Origin of the sequence: Heliorestis convoluta, assembly GCF_009649955.1 — a bacterium.
Lineage (GTDB): Bacteria > Bacillota > Desulfitobacteriia > Heliobacteriales > Heliobacteriaceae > Heliorestis > Heliorestis convoluta.
Genome location: NZ_CP045875.1, coordinates 44013 through 56190, shown reverse-complemented (window position 1 = coordinate 56190; position 12178 = coordinate 44013). Strand labels below are relative to the sequence as shown.

At 44.9% G+C, this 12178-nt stretch carries 13 protein-coding genes and 1 pseudogene; all 14 read right to left on the bottom strand.

What is annotated here, in order from left to right; all coding sequences use genetic code 11:
• Window positions 1–6: 6 nt before the first annotated feature.
• Window positions 7–453: pseudogene (gene spoVAC, locus FTV88_RS15725) on the bottom strand (stage V sporulation protein AC); the annotation flags it as partial.
• A 9-nt stretch (window positions 454–462) separates the two neighbouring features.
• A complete protein-coding gene (locus FTV88_RS00225; protein WP_153723839.1) occupies window positions 463–1323 on the bottom strand; it encodes a DUF421 domain-containing protein in 861 nt (286 codons plus the stop codon).
• 28 nt (window positions 1324–1351) lie between these two features.
• Complete coding sequence (locus tag FTV88_RS00220; protein WP_153723838.1) at window positions 1352–1558, bottom strand: DUF1657 domain-containing protein; 207 nt, start codon at window positions 1556–1558, stop codon at window positions 1352–1354.
• A gap of 85 nt (window positions 1559–1643) precedes the next feature.
• Window positions 1644–1850 carry a DUF1657 domain-containing protein gene (locus FTV88_RS00215; protein ID WP_153723837.1) on the bottom strand — a complete coding sequence of 69 codons (207 nt, stop codon included), beginning with the start codon at window positions 1848–1850 and terminating at the stop codon, window positions 1644–1646.
• 199 nt (window positions 1851–2049) lie between these two features.
• Window positions 2050–2517 (bottom strand): SsrA-binding protein SmpB, encoded by a 468-nt coding sequence (smpB, locus tag FTV88_RS00210; RefSeq protein WP_153723836.1) that lies wholly within the window; start codon window positions 2515–2517, stop codon window positions 2050–2052.
• A 48-nt stretch (window positions 2518–2565) separates the two neighbouring features.
• A complete protein-coding gene (gene tatB / locus FTV88_RS00205) occupies window positions 2566–2910 on the bottom strand; it encodes a Sec-independent protein translocase protein TatB (RefSeq protein WP_243137211.1) in 345 nt (114 codons plus the stop codon).
• A gap of 131 nt (window positions 2911–3041) precedes the next feature.
• Entirely contained in the window at window positions 3042–3266 is a 225-nt protein-coding gene (gene secG, locus FTV88_RS00200) for a preprotein translocase subunit SecG (RefSeq protein WP_153723835.1), read from the bottom strand.
• Between the two features lie 304 nt (window positions 3267–3570).
• The gene (gene eno, locus FTV88_RS00195) at window positions 3571–4854 is read right to left on the bottom strand and encodes a phosphopyruvate hydratase (protein WP_153723834.1); all 1284 of its coding nucleotides are present in this window, start codon (window positions 4852–4854) and stop codon (window positions 3571–3573) included.
• A 71-nt stretch (window positions 4855–4925) separates the two neighbouring features.
• Window positions 4926–6452, bottom strand: a complete 1527-nt coding sequence (gene gpmI / locus FTV88_RS00190) for a 2,3-bisphosphoglycerate-independent phosphoglycerate mutase (RefSeq protein ID WP_243137417.1) — start codon at window positions 6450–6452, stop codon at window positions 4926–4928.
• Window positions 6453–6491: 39 nt separating this feature from the next.
• The gene (gene tpiA, locus FTV88_RS00185) at window positions 6492–7247 is read right to left on the bottom strand and encodes a triose-phosphate isomerase (RefSeq protein WP_153723832.1); all 756 of its coding nucleotides are present in this window, start codon (window positions 7245–7247) and stop codon (window positions 6492–6494) included.
• Window positions 7248–7317: 70 nt separating this feature from the next.
• Entirely contained in the window at window positions 7318–8505 is a 1188-nt protein-coding gene (locus FTV88_RS00180; protein WP_153723831.1) for a phosphoglycerate kinase, read from the bottom strand.
• A 101-nt stretch (window positions 8506–8606) separates the two neighbouring features.
• Entirely contained in the window at window positions 8607–9614 is a 1008-nt protein-coding gene (gene gap / locus FTV88_RS00175) for a type I glyceraldehyde-3-phosphate dehydrogenase (RefSeq protein ID WP_153723830.1), read from the bottom strand.
• A gap of 241 nt (window positions 9615–9855) precedes the next feature.
• Window positions 9856–10800, bottom strand: coding sequence for a DNA-binding protein WhiA (gene whiA / locus FTV88_RS00170; RefSeq protein ID WP_153723829.1), 945 nt, complete (start codon window positions 10798–10800; stop codon window positions 9856–9858).
• 46 nt (window positions 10801–10846) lie between these two features.
• Complete coding sequence (locus tag FTV88_RS00165) at window positions 10847–12163, bottom strand: gluconeogenesis factor YvcK family protein (protein WP_243137209.1); 1317 nt, start codon at window positions 12161–12163, stop codon at window positions 10847–10849.
• Window positions 12164–12178 lie beyond the last annotated feature (15 nt).

The window sequence follows — 12178 nt, the reverse complement described above, 5'->3', positions numbered from 1 at the left end:
TGTTTTAATTAAGGCAATAATAAAGGCAGCTACAACACCAAAGGAAATGACTGAACCGGCTAGCTTAAACATTTTGCTCCCCGATCCGAGCACATAACCCTCCGAGCGATGTTCGATGGCTGCTGAGGCAATGGAGTTGGCAAAGCCAGTTACCGGCACCGCTGTCCCTGCGCCTGCTTTTTGGGCTATATGATCATAAACACCCACCGATGTAAGAATGACTGAGATAAGAATCATGACAGCAACAGTAGGATCGCCAGCCGTTCGTTCGTTAAAATCAAAGTTCCAAAGAAAGAAATTGGAAACAAATTGTCCAATGAGGCATATAGTGCCACCTACAAAAAAAGCCCAGAGACAGTTGCGCAAAATGGGTCGTTTCGGCTCTCGTAGCTTGGCCAAGTCATGATACTCTTGTTGTGTTGGTGTTAGTTTTTTCTTTTTCTTGTTCGACATGCTAGCACCTCACCTTTTTAGAAGCGGCTCTAGTTCCGAAACAACAGTGTCCATGATGGCGGCTGAACGGGTATACATTTTTTTTGCTTCTTGGTTGTTCGTCGATAGTGCGTAAAGCTCGCAGTCAGCTTGACATTTTCTTAAGATAGCATGGAGCAATTCTTTGGTTTTTGGCTTTGGTACTTGCACAACATCATCAAATAGATCGATATATACTTGTCCTAACGAGTCTACTTGGGCAATAAAAACATTTTCAGGTGCTACACCGATTTTTTCCAGTTCTTCATGGAGCCAGTGGCGATTGAGACCCATCGCGGTTAGAGGCTCGTCCATAATAATGCCGTCTAAGATTACGGTTTGAGGGACGCTTTCTTGTCCCACGATCATGCCCATCGCTTTGGGTGTTAAAGGTCGCTGTGCTTTTGTCAAAAAAGCATTGACGTCGCCGGTCGGTTCTAAAACAGCAAACTCTACATCAGCGAGATTGTAAATATTTTTACGTCGAAGCTGTCGCAATAGATCTTCCGGTGTCATGCGCGCTTCCATAAGTTTGTCTTCTAACACTTTGCCATGGTTGATTAAGACTGTTTCTTTTCCGTAGACAATATCGTGTACAGCTTTGTATTTGATTGATAAAAAGTAGATGGCCAAGGGTAGACCTGTCCAGACCAACAAAGCAATGATGGCACCGGTGATATTTTGACCTATATTTAAGACAATAGAAGCTGCAATAACGCCAATGGCAATGGCGACGACAAAATCAAAAAAAGTCATTTGTGCTGTCATTTTTTTGCCTACAATTCGAAGAAGCAATAGAATGAGAAAAAATACGCCTACGCTACGTAGAAAAAATAACAACCATTCTGGCATAGTTATACTCCTTATGACAACATCTATATTAAAAGCCCTTGTATTGGGGCTCTTCAAATTCAAGTTCTGATAATCGTTTTTCAAAAGAAGCGATAACTTGGTCTAGTCTTTCTTGATTGCGAGTCAATGTCGCTTTGGCTACTTCGTTTTCTTCTATGGCGGCAAAACTTTCCAGAGTGGCTCGAGAGCCTTTGAGGCTGGCTAAGGTTTGCTTTACCTGACTGCTAACAGTCACAGAAGAGCACCTCACTTTTTTCTATCTATGTAGACCGGATCGTTACTTATGATCCGGTCTTCGTGTTGTGTACCTGTCCTTTTTCCTAGAATCCTTTGTACTGAGGCTCTTCTTGTTCAATTTCTTTGACTCTACTTTCTAGTTGAGTGACAATCGTTTGAGTCTGTTGTGCTGAGGTGGTGAAGAGGTCTTTTGCTTTTTTGTTTTGCGTCTGTAAGGCAAATTGTTCTAAACTTCCAACAGCACTTTTCAAGCCTGCTACTGTTGTTTTTAACTGAGATCCAACTGTCATCTGAAAGCCCCCTTGAAAAAAAATATTTAAGATGGTTATAGATATTATCCAATGATAGAGTTTCTAGAATGCTTGCATTGCATGCGAGGCAATCTATGGAACGTTGGAATCTAGGAACACGAAAGTGTGAATTCTAGAGTACCGGTGTACTGGCTACACAAAAAAAAGAAGGTACCTGCTTCTTACACAGGCACCTTCTTTATAGACCCTTTTGCCGCTCTCGCACAGCTCGGGCCATTTCACGCTGGGCGTCTTTTTTGGCAATATCTTGACGTTTGTCGTATTGTTTTTTACCTCGTCCAATGGCCAATTCGAGCTTGGCCATGCCTCGCTTTAAATAGATGCGTAGTGGGACTAAGGTGAGTCCCTTTTGTTGGACCGCTGCTTGAAGCTTCCGTATCTCGCTTTTGTGTAGCAAAAGCTTGCGGTTGCGCAAGGGTTCGTGATTATAGCGATTGCCCTGTTCAAAGGGGCTGATATGCATATTATAAAGTATGACTTCTCCATCGACGACACGTGCAAAGGAGTCTTTCAAATTCCCTTTGCCACTGCGAAGAGATTTGATTTCTGTTCCTTTTAAGACCATACCGGCTTCATAAGTTTCTTCGATATGGTAATCATGACGAGCTCGTCGATTTTCACAAATGACTTTTCGTCCTTCCGCCATTTCATTGTCTCCTTGATACCCTTTACAGGTTCTTGTTCTTTAAGCCATTTATTCTTTCTTTAGGTCTACCTTCTTGCCTTCTTGTTTCTCTTCCTCTTTGTCTTCTAAGAGCTTTTCTGTCGCATAACTGACGGGATTGGTAGCTGCTTTTTTCACTTCTTGAATCGGCTTGGTCACTTCGTCAACACTAGATTTTATATCGTTAACTGGTTTCATGGCGTCGTCCATTTGAGATTTTACGCCTTCTGTTACTTTGCGAAATTCTGTAAGCCCTTTTCCAATGCTTCGGCCTATCTCTGGTAGCTTGCTCGGGCCAAAAACGATTAAAGCAAGTACCAGTATAAGCATTAACTCAGGAAATCCAATATTCAAAAATCCTACTGTTACCATCATCGTTACCCCTTTCTTTCTCCCCTACTTATTATAACATAGTTTTTCAAGCTATAGAAAAAACACCGGTCTTTAACGCTAAGCCGGTGTTGTCTTTCTTGGTTATAAAAGAATTAGGTTCATCTTGTATAAGCCTAGATCAAGGATAGTCCCAATGCACTGAGCAAAAATAGAACGGCAAAAACAACAGTTGCTTTGCCCAGTAGGTCATCTAAGCCTTTTTTCTTGCCACCCATAAATGTTTCTGCACCACCTGCAATGGCGCCTGATAAACCAGCACTTTTACCAGATTGAGCAACGATGGAGCCAACAAGACCAATGCTGGAAATGACATGTAACGCAATAATAAAGGTTGCCATATATTTACACCTCCTTGGTGATAATCACCTTGATAACAAAAGAATTTTAGCATATTGATGTGACAAAGACAACATAATTAAGACGTGAAGGGCAATTATTTCCTTCCACTGGCAATATTTCACCAATTCCTCTTATCTTATTATGCTATCCCCAAGACAATATAATCATACAAAAAAAGATCCGGCCTGAACCGGATCTTTAATCGTTTACTGTTAAGAGCTTGCAATAGTATCGGTACATTGGGGTACCTCTCGCTTTTTCTGGCATTCTGATAGAGGTTTTCCGCCTTAGAAATTTCTTGCCTTAGCGTAGGTTAAAGAAAGTGCCTTTGCCGCGATAGGTCGCTGTTTCGTCTAGCTCTTCTTCGATGCGCAGCAGTTGATTGTATTTGGCAACACGATCTGTTCTTGAAGGTGCACCCGTCTTAATCTGACCTGCATTGACGGCAACGGCTAGATCAGCAATGGTAGCGTCTTCTGTTTCACCGGAGCGGTGTGAGATGACGGCACTGTAACCGGCGCGACGAGCCATTTCAATGGCTGCTAATGTTTCTGTAATCGTTCCAATCTGATTGACTTTAATCAAGATGGAGTTGGCAATACCATTTTCAATGCCCTGGCTCAGTTTTTCTGTGTTGGTAACGAAAAGATCGTCTCCAACGAGCTGGACGCGCTGGCCAATGCGCTCTGTAAGCAAGCGCCATCCATCCCAATCATCTTCGTTGAGACCGTCTTCAATCGAAATGATGGGGTAACGATTGACTAGATCTTCGTAGAAATCAACCATCTCGGCTGCGCTTTTTACTTTGCCTTCGCCTTCTAGATGATACTGGCCTTCTTTGTAGAATTCTGATGCGGCTGCATCCAGGGCTAGGAGAATGTCTGTACCAGGCTTGTATCCGGCTGCTTCAATGGCTTCCATAATCACTTGTAAGGCTTCTTCGTTGGAAGCGAGGTTCGGTGCAAAGCCACCTTCGTCGCCGACGGCTGTGTTTAATCCTTTGCTCTTTAAGACTTTTTTCAGAGCATGGAATACTTCGGTTCCCATCCGCAAACCTTCAGAGAAGCTGCTTGCACCAACAGGCATCACCATAAATTCTTGAATGTCTACGTTGTTATCAGCATGTTGACCACCATTTAAGATGTTCATCATAGGAACAGGTAGTTCACGGGCAAAGACGCCACCGAGGTATTGATACAGGGGTAGCCCTACGTACTGGGCTGCTGCTTTGGCGCAAGCCATGGATACGCCGAGCAATGCATTGGCGCCAAGGCGACTTTTGTTGGGGCTGCCGTCTAATTCAATAAGCATGGCGTCAATTTCCATTTGTGTTGTTACATCAAAACCGATTAGCTCTGGTGCAATCGCTGTGTTGACATTATCGACGGCACTTTTTACACCTTTGCCGAGGTAGCGATCTTTATCGCCATCACGCAATTCAACAGCTTCGTAAGCACCTGTGGAAGCGCCTGAAGGAACGGCAGCGCGACCCATGGTACCATCTTCTAGATAGACATCCACTTCGACGGTGGGATTGCCTCGTGAGTCGAGAATTTCTCGTGCATAGACTTCTGTAATAATAGACATGATTGTCATTCCTCCTGGTTACTTGCTTTTACTATAATGATTATGGGGCCTGTCTTTTAACAGGGCGTTGATTATGATTCTAGAAGCGATCGTCCCGTCATTTCACGTGGAATCGGGAGTCCCAGTAACTCTAGCATCGTAGGTGCTATATCTTCTAAAGCACCTGTAGCGCGAAGCTTTCTACCTTTATGTTGCTGACTTACCAGAATGACAGGAACAGGGTTGGTTGTGTGAGCGGTGTGAGGACCTCCATCATTGGGATCGATCATCATTTCCACGTTGCCATGGTCTGATGTAACGATGAGAATACCATCTTGCTCTAAAATGGCTTTTGAAATCTTTTCTAGGCTTTTGTCTACCGCTTTTACGGCTTCGACAGCCGCCTCTAGAAAGCCTGTGTGCCCTACCATATCTGGATTGGCCAGGTTCATGATAATGACATCATAGTCACCTGATTGAATATGCGATAGGACTTGTTCCGTAACTTCTTCGGCACTCATTGATGGTTGCAAGTCATAGGTTGGCACTTTCGGTGAGGCTATCAACTGTCGCTTTTCGAGACGATTGGCTGCTTCCACTCCACCGTTAAAGAAGAAGGTGACATGGGCGTATTTTTCGGTCTCGGCAATTCGCAACTGTCTAAGACCAGATTGATCAATGATCTCCCCAAAAGTGCGCTGCAAATTCTGAGGCATATATGCAACAGGTGCTTCGAAAGTTACATCATACTGTGTTAAGCAGACAAAGTGCGTTTTTAGATCTTCTGTTCCTCTGTCAAAGCCCGTAAATGATTCTTCGATAAAGGCTCGAGTCAATTGCCGCGCTCGATCAGCTCGGAAGTTGAAAAAGATCACCGAGTCATCTTTTTCTATCTTGCCTTTGGCTCGACCATCTTTATCGACGAGAACCGTCGGTAGAGCAAACTCATCGGTTGTACCTTCGTCATAAGCTTTTTGCAAAGCTTCCTGGCCAGATAAAGCTTTCTCTCCTTGACCATGAACCAGGGCATTCCACGCTTTTTCCACTCGTTCCCAGCGATTGTCTCGATCCATGGCGTAGTAGCGTCCGCTGATTGTGCCTATATGACCGCAGCCGATTTGTTGGAGTTTTTTCTCCAAAGCTTCAATGTAAATAGAAGCATTGGCAGGTGGTACATCACGACCATCTAAGAAAGCGTGAACAACTATCTTTTTCACACCACGTTCTACAGCCATATCAAGCATGGCAAAGAGATGATCAATGTGACTGTGCACACCACCATCAGAGAGCAGACCCATAAAATGCAAGGTGCATTCTTTCTCTTTCACACGATCTAAGGCCTGTAAAAGCACTGCGTTTTGTTGCATCTCTTTGGTTTCAATGGACTTAAAGATCCGCGTTAGTTCCTGATAAACGACACGGCCGGCTCCGATGTTCAAGTGTCCCACTTCAGAGTTGCCAATCTGCCCCGCAGGAAGACCGACATACTCTCCTGAGGCTTGAATGGAAGTATGGGGATATTGATTCCATAGATGATTGTACGTGGCTGGAGAGGCGATTTTGATGGCATTGCCTTCTTCTTCATCACGCAGTCCCCATCCGTCTAAAAGGAGGAGCATCACTGGTTTTTGCCCTGTTGTCAACGAAGTTTCACTTCCTTATTGTTCCTCAAAACGAACGATGCGAGAAAAAGATTCTGCTTGTAAGCTCGCTCCACCGACCAGAGCGCCATCAATATCGGGCTGATTCATCAGCTCTTTGATGTTCTCTGGCTTAACGCTGCCTCCGTAAAGAATGCGGACTTTTTGCGCTTCTGCAGGTGCTAACGATGCTAAGATGGTTCGAATAAAAGCACATACGTGCTGGGCATCTTCCGGTGAAGCTGTTCTTCCTGTCCCAATCGCCCAGACAGGCTCATAGGCGATAACGATGGCTTCATACTGAGTTGCAGTAATAGAGGCAAGTCCTCTTCGTATCTGGATCTCAATAACGGGCTCTGTGAGCCCTTCTTCTCGTTGCTCTAAGGTTTCACCAACGCAGACAATGGGTGTTAAGCCATTCTCTAAGGCTGCTTTTGTTTTTTCGGCGACCGATGTATCGCTTTCGCCAAAATATTGTCTTCTTTCCGAGTGACCTATAATTACATAGTTGCATTGCAGTGCTTGCAACATCTTCGGTGAAATTTCACCAGTATAGGCACCTTCTTGAGCCGGGTACATGTTCTGAGCGCCTAGCTTCACAGGGCTGCCTTGAAGGAGTTCTCCGACAGCACTTAGTGCGGTGTAAGGTGGACAAAGAACAATTTCTCGACTGGCTACAGCTTCTACAAGAGGTAAAAACTGAGCAAGCATGTCTTGGCTTTCACGGGGCGTCATGTACATTTTCCAGTTGCCAGCTAGAATGGGAATGCGCATGAAAAGATCACCTCTTATAGATTACTTTACCGGAAGGATTTCACTATAGAATGCTTTCGACTGCCAAGGCTTATGCTTTGTCATGAAGAGAGACTACGCCGGGCAAGGCTTTTCCCTCTAAGAATTTTAAGGAAGCGCCGCCGCCTGTAGAGATATGGGTCATTTGATCACTTAGACCGGCTTTTTCTACAGCGGCCACAGAGTCGCCTCCACCAATGATCTTTTCTCCTTGCACTTTGGCCACGGCGTGGGCTACACCAATGGTTCCCTGGTCAAAAGGCTCAACTTCAAAAGCGCCCATGGGACCATTCCAGAGCACTGTTTTCGCCTCTGCCAGTGTGCGAGCAAAAACATCGATGCTTTCCGGTCCAATGTCAAGAGCAGCTTTGTTCTCCGGAATGTCTGAGATGGCGCAAACGCTCGTCTCTGCCTGGCTGTCTAGCTTTTCTGCAACAACAACATCGACGGGCAAAAGCATCTGGACGCCTGCTTTTTTTGCTTTTTCTAAGATCGAAAGAGCTAGATCGGCTTTGTCTTTTTCACATAAAGACTTGCCCACTTCATGGCCCTGGGCATAGAAAAATGTATTGGCCATACCCCCGCCAATAATTAAGCAATCTACTTTTTCCATTAAATTCTCAATAACACCAATTTTATCGGCCACTTTGGCGCCGCCCATGATGGCTACAAAAGGGCGCTCCGGAGCTGCTAAGACGCGGCTTAAGGTGCTAATTTCACGGTCCATTAAAAAGCCTGCAGCAGCAGGAATAAACTGAGCCACGCCCGCTGTAGATGCATGGGCTCTATGGGCTGTGCCAAAAGCATCATTGACATAAATATCTGCTAAAGAAGCCAGCTTTTGCGCAAACTCTTGGTCATTTTTTTCTTCTTCTGCGTGAAAGCGTACGTTTTCTAAGAGGATAACGTCGCCCGATGTCATTGCTTGAACAGTTGCTTCAACTTCTGGGCCTATGCAATCGTCAAGTTTTTTTACAGGCTGACCTATTAGCTTTGCTAGGTGTTCTGCTGCTGGTGTCAGCCTTTCTCTTTCATTTACTTTCCCTTTTGGTCGACCAAAATGAGAGACGAGGATAACCTTCGCCTTTTCTGCAAGTAAATATTGAATGGTCGGAAGGGAAGCACGAATACGAGTATCGTCTGTAATGACACCCTTTTCATCCAAAGGTACGTTAAAGTCTACGCGTACAAGAACCGCTTTGTCTTTTACATCCATATCGCGAACACTTTTTTTCTGCACGCCCCTGGTCCCTCCTATATCTCTATCTTATTTATTAATTCCGTGCACCCAAGAAGACTCCCGCTCAAGGTGAGAGGGAGTCTAGTGGGTACATTTTGATATTACAGTCCTTTTTGCACCATATATGCAGCCAGATCAACGAGTCGGCAAGAGTAGCCATACTCATTGTCATACCAAGCCAACACTTTGATCATATCGCCATCCATAACCAAGGTAGAGAGTCCATCAATAGCCGATGACTCTACCATACCATTAAAGTCGCGAGATACGAGCGGCAATTCTGTGTAAGATAGAGTTCCTTTCAAAGGACCCTCTGCGGCTGCTTTGAGAATTCCGTTCACTTCTTCGGCGGTAGTTGGTTTCTTCACGTTAACAACAAGGTCAATGACAGAAACGTTTGGTGTTGGTACACGCATCGCGAAGCCGTTGAGCTTGCCATCAAGCTTGGGAATCACTTTGCCGATGGCTTTGGCAGCACCGGTCGAGGTAGGAATGATTGACATGCCTGCAGCTCGAGCTCTGCGCAAATCTTTATGAGTCTGATCGAGAATTTTTTGATCATTCGTATAGGCATGAACCGTTGTCATTAAGCCTTTGACAACGTCAAAGTGATCATCAAGTACTTTCACGACGGGTGCCAAGCAATTGGTCGTGCAAGAAGCATTGGAGACAATGTGATCGGTAGCGGGATTGTATTCATTTTCGTTCACACCGAGGACGATAGTCTTGTCTTCGTTTTTGCCAGGTGCAGAGATAATAACTTTTTTGGCGCCTCCTTCGAGGTGCGCTTTCGCTTTATTGGCATCGGTGAATACACCCGTACACTCAATAACAATGTCTGCGCCCACTTTGCCCCAGGGTATCGAAGCAGGGTCTTTTTCTGCGAAGACTTGAATGACTTGTCCGTTAATCTCAAAACCTTGCTCAGTAATCGTAACGTTCCCTGGTACAGTTCCATGGACAGAGTCGTATTTTAGAAGATGGGCATTCGTTTTCGCATCCGTCAAGTCATTGATGGCCACAACCTGAATATCATCGCGCTCCAAAGCTATTCTTGCCACAAGACGACCTATACGGCCGAATCCATTAATCCCCACACGGACAGTCATGTTGCAAAATCCTCCTCTTAACATTACGGGAATGCGAAGTTTTCTTCGCATTCTTTACATATTTTTCACTTGTTTAGTCTATTCCACATGGCTCACATAAATCCTTCCAATGCGTGGGGATTTATGGACTTATAACAGATCTTTAATCGTGAAAGGCGTAAAAAAATTTTTTTCATGGTAAAGACTCTATTATTATATTCCACCCGATCCACTTTCATAACAAGCTTTTTTATTTTATAGGCTAGACTTTGCCTTCTTTCATAGTTTCAACCATTTTTTCTAACTTACGCAGTCTATGGTTGACACCTGATTTGCCCACAGGCGGAGAAAGCATTTCTCCAAGCTCTTTCAAGCTTACATCGGGATATTGCAAGCGAACTTCTGCAATTTCTTTTAAGGGCGCTGACAATTTGTCTAAGCCCACATGGCGACTCAGAAATTGAATGGCTTCAACTTGGCGTAAGGCAGCGTTAACTGTTTTGTTAAGATTGGCTGTTTCACAGTTGACGAGACGATTAACTTGATTGCGCATGCCTTTGACAATGCGTACATTTTCGAAGTTGAGCAATGCGCTGTGTGCTCCGATGATGCTGAGCATTTCTACGATTTGATCGCTTTCTTTGAGATAAACGATATACCAGCCTTTGCGGCAACTTACTTTGGCCGATAACTGAAAACGTTGTAGCAGTTCCTGAATTCTTTCTGCATGGCTTTCATCATTGGTGATGATTTCAAGATGATAGGTGCCTTCCGGACTGTTGACGGAACCACCACCTAAGAAAGCACCTCGTAGGTAAGCTCGACGGCAGCACTGCCGTTTTAACAAGTCTTCTCGAGGCTCAAAATTAAAATTTCCTTTTTGATCAATAATCCCCAAAGCTTGTAGAATATCTTGTTTTTCAATTCGTGCCGGCATGGAAATGACATAGACGTTGCTTTTCTTCAGCCTTCTTTTGCGCCGCACCATGATTTGAGTCTGGAGAGAAAAGACATTCTTAATCAAGCGAAATATTTTTCGCGCTACACTGGCACTTTCCGTGGAAACGGTTAAAGACAAGCCATGTTCACCGCTGATTTGCAATGAGCCATCCATTCGAAAGAGAGCAGCCAGTTCGGCCAATTGGCAACAGCGACGACGTACATCAACGCGTGCCAGTTCTTCTTTGGTTTGTACTGAAAAAGACAGAGGGCCTCACTCCTTCGCGCAGCCTTTGCCCTGAGTATATGCTCTATTAGGTTGTATAGGAGCGAGAGCGTTTGCGTTTAAATAGTAAAAGATCGATCCAGTGGATTCCTTTTTGTTGCTCTTTTTCTTTCATCACCAGGTCCATAATCGTTTGTGAAAGCCTCACGGGATCATGACGAACGAGGTTTTCTATGTTAATCAGTTTGGCTTGTACAACTTGACATCCCTGCCTTTCTAGGTTTTTATAATCAACGGCAACAGGCTTCTGCCCCTTTTTTTCATACTTGCGCAAGAGTTGATGGGGGATTTTCTCTCTGTTTACAATGATATGATCGATAATATTGCTGCGGCAATGCTGATTGATGGCTTGTAGATGTTGAGAGGCTCGGTACCCATCCGTTTCTCCTGGTTGGGTCATGACATTACATACATAGATTTTAGGAGCTTCTGCGGCGCCTAAGCTTTCAGCGATGCCTTGTACGAGCAAGTTCGGCAATAAGCTTGTATACAAACTGCCTGGCCCAATGATGATAGCATCGGCTTCCTCGATGGCTGCCAATGTCTGGGGCAGGGGTTGACAGTCTTCTGGATCTAAAAAAACAGATCGAATGGCACCGTCAACAGACGTAATGGCTGTTTCTCCTCGAATATAGCGCCCATCTTGCAAAAGCGCACAAAGGGTTACATTCGATAAAGTGGAAGGTAAGACCTGACCTCGAACAGCCAAAACGTTGCTGATCAAAGCAACTGCTTTTTCAAAACTACCGGCTGAATGAGCAGCGCCTGCTAAAAGCAGGTTGCCCAGGTTGTGGCCGGCTAGCGTTTCTCCCTGGGTAAAACGATAGTTAAGGACCTGATCCATCTCTGATTCAGTGTCAGCCAAAGCAACGAGGCAGTTGCGAATGTCACCAGGCGCTACGATACCCAAATCATCGCGCAGGCGGCCGGAGCTTCCACCATCATCGGAAACGGTAACGATGGCCGTAATGTTGGAGGTGTATTCCTTCAAGCCTCGAAGCAGGACAGACAAGCCTGTGCCACCACCGATGACGACAAGCTTCGGGCCCCGCTCTAAAGATCGTCGCCGGTAAAGCACTTCCACCAACTTTCGCTCTTTTTCGGGCGCCAAAGCCTGGTAAATCGATCGAACCATCCGAATAAAGCCAAAAATATGCAGAAAAAGTCCACTTCCAAATAGAAGCAGGCTGACCAGCGTTAATGCATTTGGGCCGAGATGCTGGGTCAGTTGAAGAATTAAGCTCTCTATATAGCCAAAAAAAGGGCCTTCAAAAAACAAGGAGGCGCTAGCACCAGCTAGAAAGATCCCGATAAAAGAAAGGGCCATCCAACGTTTTACTTTCAAGCCTGGATAGAGCCA

Bases quoted from the DNA above. Each gene is read 5' to 3' on its own strand.
- FTV88_RS00225 (WP_153723839.1), bottom strand. From the start codon at position 1,323: ATGCCAGAATGGTTGTTATTTTTTCTACGTAGCGTAGGCGTATTTTTT.
- FTV88_RS00215 (WP_153723837.1), bottom strand. From the start codon at position 1,850: ATGACAGTTGGATCTCAGTTAAAAACAACAGTAGCAGGCTTGAAAAGT.
- smpB (WP_153723836.1), bottom strand. From the start codon at position 2,517: ATGGCGGAAGGACGAAAAGTCATTTGTGAAAATCGACGAGCTCGTCAT.
- tatB (WP_243137211.1), bottom strand. From the start codon at position 2,910: ATGATGGTAACAGTAGGATTTTTGAATATTGGATTTCCTGAGTTAATG.
- secG (WP_153723835.1), bottom strand. From the start codon at position 3,266: ATGGCAACCTTTATTATTGCGTTACATGTCATTTCCAGCATTGGTCTT.
- eno (WP_153723834.1), bottom strand. From the start codon at position 4,854: ATGTCTATTATTACAGAAGTCTATGCACGAGAAATTCTCGACTCACGA.
- gpmI (WP_243137417.1), bottom strand. From the start codon at position 6,452: ATGCTCCTCCTTTTAGACGGATGGGGACTGCGTGATGAAGAAGAAGGC.
- tpiA (WP_153723832.1), bottom strand. From the start codon at position 7,247: ATGCGCATTCCCATTCTAGCTGGCAACTGGAAAATGTACATGACGCCC.
- gap (WP_153723830.1), bottom strand. From the start codon at position 9,614: ATGACTGTCCGTGTGGGGATTAATGGATTCGGCCGTATAGGTCGTCTT.